15 protein-coding genes are annotated in these 15,176 nt (G+C 70.3%); 11 read left to right on the top strand and 4 right to left on the bottom strand.

Annotation, left to right across the window (positions count from 1 at the left end; translation table 11 throughout):
* The first annotated feature begins 501 nt into the window (after nt 1-501).
* From IEZ01_RS32500 to IEZ01_RS32470, 7 genes are all read left to right on the top strand, one after another.
* Nucleotides 502-2,160 carry an ABC-F family ATP-binding cassette domain-containing protein gene (locus IEZ01_RS32500; RefSeq protein ID WP_189205327.1) on the top strand — a complete coding sequence of 553 codons (1,659 nt, stop codon included), beginning with the start codon at nt 502-504 and terminating at the stop codon, nt 2,158-2,160.
* A 163-nt stretch (nt 2,161-2,323) separates the two neighbouring features.
* Nucleotides 2,324-3,100 carry a dimethylargininase gene (gene ddaH / locus IEZ01_RS32495; RefSeq protein WP_189205325.1) on the top strand — a complete coding sequence of 259 codons (777 nt, stop codon included), beginning with the start codon at nt 2,324-2,326 and terminating at the stop codon, nt 3,098-3,100.
* 125 nt (nt 3,101-3,225) lie between these two features.
* Nucleotides 3,226-4,197 (top strand): acyl-ACP desaturase, encoded by a 972-nt coding sequence (locus tag IEZ01_RS32490; RefSeq protein WP_019890593.1) that lies wholly within the window; start codon nt 3,226-3,228, stop codon nt 4,195-4,197.
* A gap of 125 nt (nt 4,198-4,322) precedes the next feature.
* Entirely contained in the window at nt 4,323-4,625 is a 303-nt protein-coding gene (locus tag IEZ01_RS32485) for a hypothetical protein (protein ID WP_040875224.1), read from the top strand.
* Nucleotides 4,618-5,844: a hypothetical protein gene (locus IEZ01_RS32480; protein WP_189205324.1), complete on the top strand. Its 1,227-nt coding sequence runs from the start codon at nt 4,618-4,620 to the stop codon at nt 5,842-5,844. Before IEZ01_RS32485 ends, IEZ01_RS32480 begins: the two co-directional genes overlap by 8 nt.
* A 9-nt stretch (nt 5,845-5,853) precedes the next feature.
* On the top strand, nt 5,854-6,513 hold the full coding sequence (locus IEZ01_RS32475; protein WP_189205322.1) for a hypothetical protein: 660 nt from the start codon (nt 5,854-5,856) through the stop codon (nt 6,511-6,513).
* A 59-nt stretch (nt 6,514-6,572) separates the two neighbouring features.
* Nucleotides 6,573-7,130, top strand: a complete 558-nt coding sequence (locus IEZ01_RS32470) for a hypothetical protein (RefSeq protein WP_189205320.1) — start codon at nt 6,573-6,575, stop codon at nt 7,128-7,130.
* Nucleotides 7,131-7,157: 27 nt separating this feature from the next.
* Here IEZ01_RS32470 and IEZ01_RS32465 read toward each other — a convergent pair whose 3' ends face one another.
* Together IEZ01_RS32465 and IEZ01_RS32460 are read right to left on the bottom strand one after the other, a co-directional pair.
* Nucleotides 7,158-7,412 carry a WhiB family transcriptional regulator gene (locus IEZ01_RS32465; RefSeq protein ID WP_028798155.1) on the bottom strand — a complete coding sequence of 85 codons (255 nt, stop codon included), beginning with the start codon at nt 7,410-7,412 and terminating at the stop codon, nt 7,158-7,160.
* Between the two features lie 96 nt (nt 7,413-7,508).
* Nucleotides 7,509-8,303, bottom strand: coding sequence for a VOC family protein (locus IEZ01_RS32460; protein ID WP_019890587.1), 795 nt, complete (start codon nt 8,301-8,303; stop codon nt 7,509-7,511).
* A gap of 262 nt (nt 8,304-8,565) precedes the next feature.
* Here IEZ01_RS32460 and IEZ01_RS32455 point away from each other — a divergent pair, with 262 nt between their 5' ends.
* Nucleotides 8,566-9,216: a TetR/AcrR family transcriptional regulator gene (locus IEZ01_RS32455; protein WP_019890586.1), complete on the top strand. Its 651-nt coding sequence runs from the start codon at nt 8,566-8,568 to the stop codon at nt 9,214-9,216.
* 295 nt (nt 9,217-9,511) lie between these two features.
* Nucleotides 9,512-9,805 (top strand): hypothetical protein, encoded by a 294-nt coding sequence (locus IEZ01_RS32450; RefSeq protein WP_019890585.1) that lies wholly within the window; start codon nt 9,512-9,514, stop codon nt 9,803-9,805.
* Here IEZ01_RS32450 and IEZ01_RS32445 read toward each other — a convergent pair.
* Both IEZ01_RS32445 and IEZ01_RS32440 read right to left on the bottom strand, forming a co-directional pair.
* Nucleotides 9,762-10,676, bottom strand: coding sequence for an alpha/beta hydrolase (locus IEZ01_RS32445; protein WP_189205318.1), 915 nt, complete (start codon nt 10,674-10,676; stop codon nt 9,762-9,764). The two genes, IEZ01_RS32450 and IEZ01_RS32445, sit on opposite strands and share 44 nt — an antisense overlap.
* A gap of 176 nt (nt 10,677-10,852) precedes the next feature.
* Nucleotides 10,853-11,851 (bottom strand): multicopper oxidase domain-containing protein, encoded by a 999-nt coding sequence (locus IEZ01_RS32440; RefSeq protein ID WP_189205316.1) that lies wholly within the window; start codon nt 11,849-11,851, stop codon nt 10,853-10,855.
* A 255-nt stretch (nt 11,852-12,106) separates the two neighbouring features.
* On the opposite strand from IEZ01_RS32440, the gene IEZ01_RS32435 reads away from it, so the two are divergent.
* Together IEZ01_RS32435 and IEZ01_RS35425 are read left to right on the top strand one after the other, a co-directional pair.
* Nucleotides 12,107-14,527, top strand: coding sequence for a ThuA domain-containing protein (locus tag IEZ01_RS32435; RefSeq protein ID WP_373287702.1), 2,421 nt, complete (start codon nt 12,107-12,109; stop codon nt 14,525-14,527).
* 5 nt (nt 14,528-14,532) lie between these two features.
* The coding region (locus tag IEZ01_RS35425) for an OmpL47-type beta-barrel domain-containing protein (RefSeq protein ID WP_373287704.1) at nt 14,533-15,176 on the top strand (644 nt) is incomplete at its 3' end.

The raw sequence follows: 15,176 nt of genomic DNA, 5'->3' as shown, positions 1-15,176 counted from the left end.
GACCGGCCACTGCCCCACCTGCCGACAACCCACCCCGTGGCAGTCCTACGACACCGCCTAACAAAGCACTACTAGGCCGCTCTCACGAGGCTGGGCGCGGCCGCCGGGGTGTTCCGGCTCCCGGGTCCGGTCCCCGCCGGAGCCCCGGTCCGATCCCCGGCCCGATCCCCCGCCCGAGCCCGCGGCCCGAGCCCCGGCCCGCCCCTCGGCGTAAATTCGCTCGCGTTCCGCCTCTCCCCCGCGTACTGTCGTCGATGCCCCTGTTGCCGTCGATCGGAGTAGGACGTTGCTCGTCTGAGGTCTGAGACACCGTGCCGCACAGCCCCGCCGTCTTCGGCCCGCTGTGTGCGCCGCGTGCGACCTCGGCGTACGAGCCGTCCCCCCGCAGCTCCGGCCCCGTCCGGTGTCCTTGACTCTGCGGGCCCCTCTTCGCCCTGACCGGTCGCCCCGGTGTCTCACCCGTTGCCCCTCTTCTTTCTCTTACGCAACCGGGAGGCCCGTATGTCTACCGTTCCCACCTTCATCACCTGCACCGATGTCTCCTTCTCCTGGCCCGACGGAACCGAGGTGTTCGACGGCCTGAAGGTCGCCGTCGGCCCGGGCCGCACCGGGCTGGTCGGGCTCAACGGCTCCGGCAAGTCGACGCTGCTCAAGCTGGTCGCCGGGGAACTGGCCCCGTCGGAGGGCACGATCCGTACGGCCGGCGAGGTCGGGTATCTGCCGCAGAACCTGGTCCTGGACACCGCCCTTCGGGTCGACCGGGCGCTCGGTATCGACGTCACCCGCGCCGCGCTGCACGCCATCGAGGCGGGAGACGTCAGCGAGGCCAACTTCGCGGCCGTCGGCGACGACTGGGACGTGGAGGAGCGGGCCCGGGCCACGCTCGATCAGCTCGGTCTGGGGCATGTCGGTCTCGACCGGACGATCGGGGAGCTGTCGGGTGGCGAGTCGGTCCTGCTGCGGCTGGCCGCGCTGCTGCTGGCCCGCCCCGATGTGCTGCTGCTCGACGAACCGACCAACAACCTTGACCTGTATGCGCGTCGGCGGCTGTACGCGGCGGTGGAGTCGTGGTCCGGTGTGCTCGTCGTGGTGAGCCACGACCGTGAACTCCTGGAGCTGGTGGACCAGATCGCCGATCTGCGTGACGGTGAGGTGACATGGTACGGAGGCTCCTTCTCGGCGTACGAGCGGGCACTGGCCGCCGAACAGGACGCGGCCGAGCGGATGGTGCGGGTCGCCGAGGCCGACGTACAGCGGCAGAAGCGCGAACTGTCGGACACGCAGATGAAGTTGGCGCGCCGTAAGCGGTACGCGCGCAAGAGTTTCGAGAACAAGGTCGTCCCGAAGATCGTGGCGAACAACCGCAAAAGCGAGGCGCAGGTGTCGGCCGGGAAACACCGTGCGGTGCAGGCCGAGCGGCTCGCCGAGGCTCGGGAGCGGCTCGACGAGGCGGTCGAGGCGGTGCGTGACGACGACGAGATCAGGGTGGAACTGCCGTACACGACGGTGCATCCGGGCCGGGAGGTGCTGTCGCTGCGGGATCTGGCACTGCCCTACGGGGCGTGGGTGCGTGGGGAGTTGGAGCTGCGCGGCCCGGAGCGGATCGCGCTGGTGGGGCGTAACGGGGCGGGGAAAACGACGCTGCTGCGAGCGATCGCCGGGGAGTTGGAGCCGGTGTCGGGTGAGGCGGTGACTCATGTGCCGCTGCGTTTTCTGCCGCAGCGGCTGGATGTTCTGGACGACGGGCTGAGCGTGGTGGAGAACGTGGCCCGTTACGCACCGGAGGCGACGGGCAATGCGATCCGGGCGCGGTTGGCGCGGTTCCTGTTCAAGGGGGCCCGGGCGGATCAGCCGGCGGGGACCTTGTCGGGCGGGGAGCGCTTCCGGGCGGCGCTGGCGGCGTTGCTGCTCGCGGAGCCCGCGCCGCAGTTGCTGATGCTGGACGAGCCGACGAACAACTTGGACATGGCGAGTGTGCGGAAGCTGCGGGCCGCCCTGGAGGCGTACGAGGGGGCGTTGATCGTGGCGAGTCACGATGTGACGTTCCTGGAGTCGCTGGGGATCACTCGGTGGCTGTTGCTCGACGGGGAGCTGCGGGCGACGACGCCGGAGGAGGTCCGGGAGGGGCGGGAGGCCGGCGGGGGGTCTGGGGTGGAGTGATGCCGGACGGCGGGGGTGCGGCGGATCATGGGGTCTGGGAGGCTCTGCGGCACGAGCACGAGCACGGGTAGGAGTACGGGCCCGCGCACGAGTACGGGCACGGGCCCGGGCAGGTGCCCCACCCTGGGCCGCACCCTCCCCGCCTTGAAGGAGAGTGACCGTGATGCCCAGCTCCATCGCCCTGGTCCGCCGCCCCGGCCCGCGTGTCGCGGAGGGGCTGGTGACGCATATCGAGCGCTCCCCCGTCGACCCGGACCGTGCGCTCGCGCAGTGGGAGGCGTACACGGTGACATTGCGCGAGCACGGGTGGCAGACGGTGGAGGCGGAGCCGGCGGACGACTGTCCGGACGCGGTGTTCGTCGAGGACGCCGTGGTGATGTTCGGGAACGTGGCGCTGATCGCCCGGCCCGGCGCCGCCTCCCGCCGCCCGGAGACCGATGCGGTCGAGGCGGCTGTGGTCGGCCTGGGGGCTTCGGTGAAGCGGGTCCGGGAACCGGGGACCCTGGACGGCGGCGACGTCCTCAAGATCGGCTCCACGGTGTACGTGGGACAGGGCGGCCGGACGAACGCGGAGGGCGTACGGCAGCTGCGCGCGGCGTTCGAGCCGCTGGGGGCGCGGGTGACGGCGGTGCCGGTGAGCCGGGTGCTGCATCTGAAGTCGGCGGTGACCGCGCTGCCCGACGGCACGGTGGTGGGCCATGAGCCGCTGGTGGACCGGCCGTCGCTGTTCCCGCGCTTCCAGCCGGTCCCGGAGGAGGCCGGGTCGCACGTGGTCCTCCTGGGTGGCGGGAAGCTGCTGATGGCCGCGAGCGCCCCACGGTCGGCGGAGCTGTTCGCGGGTCTGGGCTACGAGCCGGTCCTCGTCGACATCGGGGAGTTCGAGAAGCTCGAAGGGTGCGTGACCTGTCTCTCCGTACGCCTGCGCGAGCTGCACGCATAACGGAACGTAACCGGACATCGCTCAGGACGGGCTTGGCCGACCCCTTACAGCCCCCTTAACCTACGGTCTCGTAACCTACGAAGCCGTAGGTAATCTGCAATGCTCTCCCGTCCCCTGGAGTACCCGTGACGCTCACCTCTCCCCACCTCGGCAGTTCGGAAGCGTGGACCGACGCCCGGCTGCTGTACGCGCTGGAAGAGGTCGTCGAGAAGGAACTCAACCGCCATCTCAAGATCTACAAGGACTGGATGCCGCACGAGTACGTGCCGTGGTCCGACGGCCGGAACTTCCCCGGCTTCTTCGAGGACGGCGAGGAGTGGGAGCTCGGCCAGTCCAAGGTCAGCGACATCGGCCGGATCGCGCTGGTGGTCAACCTGCTGACCGAGGACAACCTCCCGAGCTACCACCACGAGATCGCGACTCTCTTCGGCCGTGACGGCGCGTGGGGCACCTGGGTGCACCGCTGGACGGCCGAGGAGGGCAAGCACGGCATCGTGATGCGTGACTACCTGCTCACGTCGCGGGCGGTGGACCCGGACAAGCTGGAGCAGTTCCGGATGGCGCACATGAGCGAGGGTTTCGAGTCGGACAACCGGCACTCGATGCTGCACTCGGTCGCGTACGTCGCCTTCCAGGAGCTCGCGACCCGTATCTCGCACCGCAACACCGGTCATCACTCCGGTGACCCGGTCTGTGACCGGATGCTGGCGCGGATCGCGCTCGACGAGAACCTGCACATGATCTTCTACCGGAACCTGCTGGGCGCGGCGTTCGAGCTCGCGCCGGATCTGACGATGCAGGCGGTACGGGACGTGGTGGTGGGGTTCCGTATGCCGGGTCACGGCATGCCGGGGTTCGAGCGGGCGGCCGCGCAGATGGCGATCGGCGAGATCTACAACATGCGCATCCACCACGACGACGTGCTGCAGCCGGTGCTGCGGTTCCTGAAGGTGCTGGAGATCGACGGGCTGGGCCCGGACGGTCTGAAGGCGCAGGAGGAGCTGGGGCTGTACATGGGCGGCCTGGACGCGGAGGCGCGCAAGTTCGACGAGCGGCTGGCGGCGCGCAGGGCCCGTATGGAGGCGCGGGGCCGCTGACGGCCGCCGCTGACGGCCGGGGACGGCCGGGGGCTGAGCGGGGGCGTCAGCCCCCGGCGCCCGCACCACCCGGGAGAGTTACGGCATTTCTCCGCTTTGGCGATGATCTGCAAGGGTGGTCCGCCATGGAACGTGATCTCCAGGTGGACACCGACCAGTTGGGCCGATTCTCCCGCGCGCTCGGGGAATCCTTGACGTCGCTCGGCGCGGCGAGACGGGCGCTGGAGCACGCCCGGGCGGACCAGCTGGGCACGCGCCGGCTCGATGAGGCGTGCGACGGCTTCCAGAAGCGGTGGAAGTACGGCGCCGAGCAGCTGGGCGTACGGATCAAGGCGGTCCACGAGGGCGTCCACCTCAGCCACGAGGGCTACGTCCAGCTGAACCGCTCCCTGGAGGCGGCGTTCCGGGCGGTGGCGCCGCGTGGCTGACGCCGCCTACCCGCATCTGGGCTGGAACCCGGCCCCCGGCAGCCCCACGGAGATCGCCGCGCTGCGGTCGAAGCTGTCGGCGTCGGCGACGTCCCTGGGCACGGCGCACCGCCTGGTCGCCGAGCTCCTGGGCGAGAGTGCGTACTGGCGCGGCGAGGCGGCGGACGCCTTCCGCGCGGCCCTCGACGGCGACCTCCCCCGCTACCTGAAGAACGCCCACCGCTCCCTGTCGAAGGCGGCTTCCCGCCTGGGCACCTGGCACGACGACCTGGTCGGCTACCAGGCGACGGCGCGACGCTACGAGACCCGCGCGGCCCTGGAGTCGGCGGCCCTGCGGAAGGCCGAATCGACGGCGTCGACGGCCCGGACGACCCCGAACCTCCCGGCCGCCGACCTGGCGGCGGCGACGGACGCGGTGACCAAGGCGAGGACGGCGCTGGCGAACGTCCGCCGGCTGGCCCGCGAGCTGGAGGAGACGCACCGCGCGGAGGCGGAGCGGGTGGCGAAGTCCCTGGACGAGGCGACGGACCGGCTGGCGCCGGTGGAGCCGGGGCGCTTGTCCCGGGTCCTCGACTGGGTCGACGAGAACCTGGGCGACGGACTCAGCACGCTGTCCGCTCTGGTCGGCCTGGCGGCCGTCGTCGCGACCGGCGGGGCGATCGTCCCGCTCCTGTTCATCGCCGCCGGCCTCAGCCTCGCTGCGTTGGTCGTGCATGCGCGCGACCCCAAGATCCGGTCCGCGATCACTGCCGGGTTCACCGAAGGACGGTTCGACGGCAAGTTCTGGGGCGCGACGGTGACCCTCGCGGGTGACGCCATCGGCTCGTTGCCGGGTATCGGGGCCGTGGCTCACGGCGCCAAGGGCGTGGCAGGCGCGGTCAGGGCCGGGGCCGCTGCGGAGGAAGGTGTGTCCGTCGGGGTTCGGGGTGGTTTACGGACGTTCGCGAGTGACTCGAAAGAGGGCATGCGTCACATCAACTCGGCTCCGAAGCCGCTGGTGGAGTGGACCGCCCGCCGTACGGGTGTGAGCGCGGAGAGGCCGATCTCCGCCGGTGTCGCCACCGTAGGCGTGGGGGCCTCCGGCACGGGCTTGCTCGCCTCCGAGGACGACGACCGCGCGCGGAACGCGGCAACAGCCACTGATGCCGCCCGTCTCGCGGGCTGGGAGAGCACGAACATTTCGAGCGCGGCCCGGACCTGGGCGCAGCTCGGCCGTTAGGGGATTGCCATGGATGACATCTGGTTCCGTATGCCACCGGGGTTCGTCGATGTCGACGTCGCCGAGCTGGAGGACTGGGGGACGCGGGTCCTCACGGAGCTGCCTTCCTTGTTCGGGGACGCTGCCCAGTGCACCGAGCGGATGCGCGAGACGCAGGCTCTTCTCGGTGTCCTGAGCTGCCTGGGCGACCAGGGCACCATGCACGCGGCCTTCGGTGTTCATACCAACGCCGACTCCGACGTGTGCTTGTCCCTGCTCACGTTCACGGACATCGATACGGGCTCGCCCAACCCCACCGTGGCAGCAGCGCACTGCGCGTTGCGCATGGCAGCGGACGGGATGGGAGAGCTGCGGACGAAGAATCTCGTCGCCCTTCCTTGCGCTCGGCCGGCCGTGCTCGCGACGTATCACCTGGGAGAGCCACCCGAGCAGCTCCTGCAAGCCGCTGGGCTGTCCACCGCCGGGCGAGCTGTCTTCCAGGCCCGGCTGTCCATCGCCCGGCCTCAGGGGTCCCGCATGGTCGTCGTCGATCTCACGACGACCGAGCTGAGCCTGGCCGACGAATACACCGACATCCTGTTGGGCATCGGGCACACCGTCAGCTTCGTCGATCCGCAGCCCGAGGAGCTGCCGGCGCGGCCCAGCCGACTCCTGGACGTCCTCCTGTGACCGTTCCCGTACCACAGCCTCCGCTCGTCAAGGCGGCGTTGGACCATTGTCCGACGCGGGTGGCTCATCGTCGGTTCCTCGTCTGGCGATGGGGATGGCTCACCGTCGGCATCGCCGCGTTCACCGCCGCTCCGGTCTGGCTGGCGTTCACGGAGGATGTCGAGGGCGCCATGCCGTGGGTCGCGATGACCGTCATCACAGCACCGTTCGTCGCGCTCTTCGCCGGCCTCGCTCTCGTCTCCTCCACCCGCGCCGCCCGCGTCCTGCGCCACTACCCCTGGCGCGCCTACCCCTGCACCCACGTCCCCGTCCAGGAGCACCGCGACCATCTCGTCGTGCTCGACCTCGGCGGGGGCGAGCGGCTCGCCGTGCACCCCGTGCCTCTCCGGTGCGACCTGGAGCGGAAGAAGAACCGGCACCCCGGCGTCATCTGGTTCGCGGGGGACGTGCACAGCGGTGGGGTCGCCTCGCCCGTCGGAGGGCACTATCCGATGCGGGTCGTGCGGGCGTCGCTCGGGCGCGGTGGAGGGCAGGACGGCACGCTGCCGCCCGCCACCCCCCTCGCCGAGCGCGCCGGGCTCGCCAAGGGCGGGCGGTATCGGCGGCTCAGCCTCTGAAGCGCGCAGGCGGGACTCGGCGGGCGCTCACGCCTCGCTGTCGCGTCGCAGACGGTACCGCTCCTTCTCCGAGAGCCCGCCCCACACACCGAAGCGCTCGTCGTGCGCCAGGGCGTATTCGAGGCACGCCACCCGGCCCTCGCACGCCCCGCACAGCTGCTTGGCCTCACGCGTGGACGCGCCGGGCGCGGGGAAGAAGAATTCGGGTCCCGCCTGCGCGCACAGCGCGTCCTCCTGCCAGGACAGGTCGGGGTCGATGGTCATCATGGTGTCGGTCTGCATGACGGACACGCTGCCCGGTGGTCATAAACGGCCCGTCAACGAACCATCAACGTCATGTACGAAAAGCCCCCGGGTCGGCCGGGACCTCGGCGCGCGCTACTGCGTCGGGCTGCTCTTCATGATCGCGAACCGCGCCCCGAAGGGGTCCGCGAGCTTCGCGATCCGGCCCACGCCCTCCAGGTCGACCGGTGCCATCCGTACCGTGCCGCCGAGCTGTTCGGCCTTCGCCACGGTCGCGTCGACATCGGCGACGTGGAAGTACGGCGCCCAGTACGGGCCTTCGGCGGCTTCTGCCGGGTCGAGGTCGACGGGGACGATTCCGCCGAACATGGCGTCCGCGCCCTGGCCCGAGGGGTTGATCATCAGGTAGTTGCCGGCGTCGCCGGGCATGGGCAGGCTCGTGGTCTCCCAGCCGAACACGGAGCGGTAGAAGGTCAGCGCGGAGTCCGTGTCCGGGGCGTAGAGCTCCAGCCAGAACAGCGCGCCGTCCTCGTTGACGACGTCGAGGCCCTTGTTGGTGCCGGGCTGCCAGGCCGCGAAGCCGACCCCGGCCGGGTCGGTGAAGACGGCCATACGGCCCATGTCGAAGACGTCCATCGGTTCGACGGCGACCGATCCGCCACCCGCCTGGACCGCTTTCGCGGTCGCCTCGGCGTCCGGGGTTTGGAAGTACACCGTCCAGGACGGCGGGCCCTGCTCCGGGGGTACGGTCATGGCGCCCGCGACGGTCCGGTTCTCGCTCTGGAACATGCCGTAACCGCCGGCCTCAGGACCGGCCGACTGAAACGTCCAGTCGAAAATCCCCTCGTAGAACCTCTGCGCGGCCTCCATGTCGGGCGTGGCGAGGTCGAGCCAGTTCGGGGAGCCGGTGACATAGCGGGTGGTGAGCATGGCTGCTCCTTCGTGAGTCTCCGGGCCGACCGTGCGGCGGCGAGGGCGGCGAGGGTGGCAGAGGACGGCAGAGTGCGGCCGGGAATGGCCCCCGGCGTGCCTTCCCGAGTCTGCACCGGCCCTTCCCGGTCCGCACGCGGGCGTACTGCGCGCCGGGTACGGCCGTGACGTCCCGTAGAGGCGCTACGTCCACGCCAGCCTCACGCGTACACCCGACACGCGAGGGATATCCGCACGATCGTGCGGACAGTACTCTTGGTGGATGGGTACGAAGACGGACGGACGCGTCGAGCGCGGCAACCAGAGCCGGCGCCTGATCCTGGCGCGCACGATGGACATCGCATCGGTCGAGGGCCTGGAGGGGCTGTCGCTCGGGCGGATCGCCACCGAGCTCAAGCTCAGCAAGAGCGGTGTCTTCGCCCTCTTCGGCTCCAAGGAGGAGCTTCAGCTCGCGACGGTCCGCGCCGCGATCGCCGTCTTCGCCGAGCACGTCGTCACACCACTGCGGGACCTCCCGCCCGGCTCCGCCCGGGCCTGGGCGCTCGCCCGGAACTGGCTGGCGTACTCCGCCGACCGGATCTTCGAGGGCGGCTGCTTCTTCTACGCCGTGTCGGCCGAGTTCGACGCCCGCGGCGGCCCCGTGCACGACGCCATCGCCCGGGCCCAGCGAGACTGGGTGGAGTACGTGGAGCAGACGTTGCGGGAGGGCCGCGCGGCCGGGGATTTCACCGACGACGTCGACGTACCGCAGCTCGCCTTCGAGGTCATCGCGCTGATGGAGGCCGCGAACGCGCAGTCGGTGCTGCACGGGAACACCTCCGCGTACGAACGTGCCGAACGCGGTATCCGGCGGCGGTTGCTGGCGGATGCGACGGATCGCGGGCGCGGCGAGATCGAGGGCCTCCCGGCCTGAGCCGCCTCCCCCGCTCCCCGGCCAGAGCCATCTCCCCCGCCCCCCGGCCTGAGTCGCCTTTCCACCGTCGGGCCTGAGCCGACTCCTTACCTCCCACGGCCTGAGCCGCCTGCTCACCTCCTGACCTGGGCTGCCTCCCGGCCTGAGCCGGCGGCCTCCTCCCCGGAACCGCCGCCAGGCCCGGGGTCGTGCGACAAGCGGAGGATTGCTGCGATCCGGTGGTGTGCGAGCAGGGCTGGAACCAGCCGGCCCCGTCGGCGCCTCTCCGCTGGCATCAACTCCCCTGGAGGTCCTCATGATGTACAGCGCCACGTCCACCCGATTCGCCGACACCCGGCACACGGACGCCCTGGACGACTTCCTGCTGCCCGCCCCGGACGCCCGGACCCGGCTGCCGTACGCGCTGGCCCCCGCCGACCAGCGGAGGGTCGATCTCCACGCGGCGCTGACCGCCGCCGGCATCCCGCCCGGCCTGGGGGACGCCTCGGCGATCGACGCGCTGTCGGACCTGGACACGACGACCGTGTCCGCGGTCATCCGGTGGATCAACTGCGGGGTACGACTGGGGAGCGGCCGGGCCGACTGGTGACGGTCTCGGTGTCGACCGCGGCCGTGACGAAGCCCACCGTCTCGGTGACCACCGCGGGATCGGCGAGGATCCTGCGGTGGCCGAGGCCCTGGGTGCGGACCAGCCGTACGCGCCCCCTGTGTGCGGTCTCGAGCAGCCGGGACTGGGCCGCCGGGACCATGTCGTCGCTTTCGTCGTGGAACAGCAGGACGGGTGCGGCGAGTTCGTGGGGACGGTAGGCCGCGCTGAAGCGGGCCCATGTCCCGGGGTCGCCGGGGAAGAGCGCGTTCTCGATCCGGCCCCTCAGTGCGCCGCGTATCCGCTCGCGCAGTCCGAGCCCGGCGCAGAACGAGTCGATGACGAAGTCGAAGTCGGCGACTCCGCCGATACCGACGAACCTGCGGGTGCTCACCCCGTCCTGGAGAGCGAACAGTGATGCGAGCACCCCGAGTGAGTGGGCGACGACGGCCTCGAATCCGGTGGCGGCGGCGTGGCGCTCGTGCAACTGACGGATGATGTCGCGGAATTCGATGATGGTGGTGGTCGCGCCGTCGGATTCGCCGTGTGCCGGGGCGTCGAAGGCGACGGGGCTGTAGCCCCGTTCGCGCAGGGCGGTGACGAAGGCCGAGAGGCGTGAGGCGCGTGACTGCCAGCCGTGCACCAGCAGTACGGGGCGTGCGCCGTCACCCCAGGCGTACGTGACGACCTCCTTGCCGTTGACCGTGAGCAGGCTGGTGCGGGCCTCGGCCAGGAGGCCGCGCTCGTCGGGCCGGAGCCGGGCGCGGCCCGGCGGGCGGGTGAAGACCGCGAAGGTGGCGCGGCCGGCGAGGCGGGGGGCGACGAGGGAGGTCGCGTTGAGGGCGGTGCGCAGGAGTGAAGCCTTGGCCGACATACGGGTCTCCTCGGTCGTCCGATGCGTACAGCAATAAACTAGCACGATCGTTCGTGTTGTTTTGAGGAGCTCTTTTGAGGACCTTCTGAGGAGCGGCGCCCGAGGTCGCAAAGTCACCGGTGACGTTGCGCGTAGCCATTGCAGCGGATACCCGGCCCTCTCGCCGGCGCCCCCGTTCAGTGGGCGTGGCCCTCCGGGCCGGCCGAACGCCCGGCGGCCGGATGGTGCGGCTCGTAGCCGGGGATCGTGCCGTCGGGCTTCGCGACCAGGAAGAGGCCTGCCATTCCCATGTCGGAGTGACTCTGCACATGGCAGTGGTACATCCACGCCCCGGCTCCCACGTGCTCGCCGGCGATGATCTGGAAGCCGAAGGAGTCCGCCGGGCCGGTGATCTTGTTGTCGATGATGCGACTGGGGTCGTCGGGGCCGGTGAGCAGACCGGTGCGGTTGTCCGCCCAGCGATGACCGTGCATGTGGAAGGTGTGGTAGTACTCGCCGTGCGTGATCATCACGATTTCGACGCGCTCCCCCACCGTCGCCCGGAGTTCGGGGCTCTGGTGGCCGGGCCGGTTGTTGACGGTCATGTCGTTGAAGACGATGGTGAACTGCTTGTCGGGCAGGATGTCACCCTGGCGGCGGACCACCAGCGGACCGTAGAGCCCCTTGCGGATCCCGCCGGTTCCATGGTCCGTGCCCACCACATGGTCGTGGTAGTGCCAGTAGCCGGCGCTGCCCGGCCGCCAGGTTCCGTCCTCGCGCCGTCCGGGGGAGTGCGTGCGCCAGGTGTACGTGCGGGTGCCGCCCGGCTCCACATGACTGCGGTTCATCCGGGTGCCGTCGCTGGCCACGTCGAAGTCGACGCCGTGGACGTGCAGGCTGACCGGCACGTCGAGGGTGTTCTCGAACTCGATGTGGAGGGTGTCGCCTTCGACGAGTTCGATCACCGGGCCCGGAATGGAGGCCTTGCCCTTCTCCACGCCGTAGCCGAGCTGACCGTCCGGCAGTCTCTCGGCATACAACGTCATATGGCGCACACGCCCCCCGGCGGGCGCGGTGGGCGGCGAGTTCTCGGCGGACGCGGCATCCGGGGCGGCCGTGAGTGACAACGATGTCGCGCCGGCCGCGGCCGCGGCGCTCCCGGCCAGCAGGCGGCGGTTGAAGCTCCGTCGGTCCATGCCGAACTCCCGTATGGCGGTCGGAGATTGAGGGGGTGTACGCAACCCTGGGGGACGGCCACACGGTAGCCGCGGGTCCACCGTTTATCCACACCCAGGACAAAGTTCGCTCAATCGCTGCCTCGTCCCTTGGCGTCCGGCCGAAAGAGGTCTAGCTTCGTCGTCGTTTGTTGCTGTGGCCTGAGAGGGGTCGGTGAACACATGCACCGTGCACCACATCATTGGTCAAGATCCCGGCGGAGCGCGGCGGCAGCCGTGGCCGCGGGGGCGCTGGCGGCGTCCCTGCTGGGCGGCAACGCCGCCACGGCCGCGGATCCGGAACGCCCTTCGACAACGTTGTCGTTACCGTCGCCGCCGGGCGGCGCCAACGTACGCGTACTCGTCTTCCACGCCTCGGCCACCGCCGAGTCGCCGACCGTCGACGCCGGGATCGAGGCGATCGAGGCGATCGGCCGGTCCGGGCCGACGGCGCAGCGTTTCCGTACCGAAGCCAGCGACGACCCCGCCGTGTTCACCAACGCCACCAAGCTGGGCCGGTACAACGCCGTGGTCTTCCTCACCGGCGGCGGCGATGTGCTCGACCCCGCACAGGAGGCGGGACTTGAGGCCTACATGGAGGCCGGCGGCGGTTTCCTCGGCATCCATGACGCGGCGCGCACCGAACCGTACTCGGACTGGTTCACCGGGCTCGTCGGCGCACGCCCGGTGAACGGTCCGGTGACCGTACAACGTGCCACTGTAGAGGTGGGTGACCGGGTCCACCCGGCGACCAAGCAGCTCCCGCTGGCCTGGAAGCGGCCCGACAAGTGGCTCAACTGGCAGGCAAATCCGTCCGGTTCGGTCCACACGGTGGCCCGGGTCAGGGAGAACACCTACCGGCCGGGGGCGGGCGCCAACGGCTGGGACCACCCCGTGTCCTGGTGCCGTGACTACGACGGCGGCCGGTCCTTCTACACCGGCATGGGCGGCACGGTCGACTCGTTCGCCGAGACCGACTTCCGCGAGCATCTGCGCGGGGCCCTGCACTGGACGACCCGGATCGCCCGCGCCGACTGCAAGGCGACGATCACCGCCCACTACACGGCCGACCGGGTCACCCAGCCCAACCAGCCGGGCAAGAACGACCAGATCGGCGAGCCGCACGGGCTGGTCGCAGCGCCGGACGGACGGATCCTCTACATCGGCCGTGGCGGCGCCGATTCGTCCCAGCCGGTCGTCACCGACTGGAACAACCCCGACATCGGCAAGGGCAGGGGCGAGATCCACGTCTACGACCCGAGGACGAAGAAGGTGACGCTCGCGGGGGCGCTGACCGTCTTCGGCAACAAGGGCGGCGGAGATGAGCTGATCAAGAACGAGGAGGGGCTGCTCGGTATCGAACTCGACCCGGACTTCCTCTCCAACGGCTGGGTGTATCTGCACTACACACCCCACTCACGCATCAACCGTGACACGCGCATGGCCGAGCGTCACGTGTCACGTTTCACCCTGGACCTCGCCACGAACACCCTCGACCCGACCAGCGAGAAGGTGCTGCTGAAGTGGCCGGTGCAGATCCACAGCTGCTGCCACGCCGGCGGTGGCATGGCCTGGGACTCCCGGCAGAATCTGTACATCGCCACCGGTGACAACAACTCCTCGGGTTTCAGCGCCGGTTACTCCGGCAACAACCCCGAGCCCGACTTCAAGGGCGTGTCGTTCGCCGACGCCCGCCGCACCGCGGGCAACACCAACAACCTCAACGGCAAGATCCTGCGGATCCACCCCGAGGACGACGGCACATACACCCTTCCCGAGGGGAATCTGTTCACCGGCCGCGAGCCGGACGAGGGCGGCGGCAAGACCCGTGGCGAGATCTATGTGATGGGCGTGCGCAACCCGGCCCGGATCTTCGTCGACAGGACGACCGACATCCTCTACGCGGGCTGGGTCGGCCCCGACGCCGGCGCCCCCTCGACCACCTGGGGTCCGGCGAAGTACGACACCTTCGCGGCGATCACCAAGGCGGGCAACCACGGCTGGCCGTACTGCATGGGCAACAACCAGCCCTACCGGGACCGTAATCTGCCCGATCCGTCCGTGCCGCTCGGCTGGTACGACTGCGCCCGGCCGAAGAACGAGTCCCCCAACAACGACGGCCTGGTGCACCTGCCGCCGGTCACCCCGAACACCATCTGGTACGCGCCCCAGGGCGGCGGCCCCGACTTCCCCCGGGACGCGAACGGCGTCCCCAGCTACAAGGCCGAGGAGCAGAAGCTGCTGCTGCCGTGGCTCAAGGGCGGCGGTCAGGCGACGATGAACGGGCCGGTGTACCGCTACGACGCGGCGAGTACGAGCGCGGTGAAGTGGCCGGCGTACTGGGACGGCAAGTGGTTCGTCGGCGACTTCTACGACGGCGACCAGCCGCGCCATGCCGTGCTGACCGACCCGAAGACCGTCGGCAGGGGCGGGCTTCCGGTGCACGCGGAGTCGCTGAAGAAGATCGTGCCGGTCGGGGCGAACGGCATCCGGAACCTGATGGACTGGAAGTTCGCGCCGGACGGATCGCTGTACGTCCTGGACTACGGCCGCGGCTTCTTCACCTCCGACTCGCGCTCCGCGCTGTGGCGGGTCACCTACCAGGGCGGTGAGGCGACCCCGGCCCCCGCTCAGCTCGCGCGAAAGGCGGCGCCGTGACAGCTGTGACATTTCACCGGTCACCGAACACGCTCCGGCTGTGGACCGCGCTCGTCGCGGCCCTGCTGACGGTGGTCGGCCTGACGTCCGGTGCGGCCTACGGCCGCGGCGAGGACCGTACGACCGTCCAGCAGGTGCTGACCTGGACCGCCGGCGACCCCATCGACCGGTACCTCTCCTTCCCCACCACGGCGGTGGCGGGGCGGACCACGATCGTCTTCGAGAACAGCAGGGCGAGCGGCAACACCTCGGGCATGCCGCACACGCTCACCTTCGACGTGTCCGACCCCGAGTACAACCATGACGTGCCGCTGAACATCCTCGCCAACCCGACGGACGACCAGGGCGGCCGGCACACCACCGAGGTGACGCTCACGCCCGGCCGCTATCGCTTCTACTGCACCATCCCCGGCCACGGCCAGATGCAGGGCATTCTCACCGTCACCGAACCGGGCGGCGAGGACACCGCCCCGCCGGAGACCGCGGCGAAGGTGGAGGGTGAGAAGAACGCGGACGGCGCCTACGTCGGACACGCCAATGTGACATTGTCCGCCACCGACGCCGGATCGGGTGTGGAGCGCATCGAGTACGCGCTCGGGGCGGCCGGCCCCTGGCAGCCGTACACGGCGCCGGTCATGGTGCACCAGAT

The organism is Streptomyces purpureus (assembly GCF_014648195.1).
Taxonomy (GTDB): Bacteria; Actinomycetota; Actinomycetes; order Streptomycetales; family Streptomycetaceae; genus Streptomyces; species Streptomyces purpureus.
This window is presented reverse-complemented; position numbering and strand designations above follow the sequence as displayed.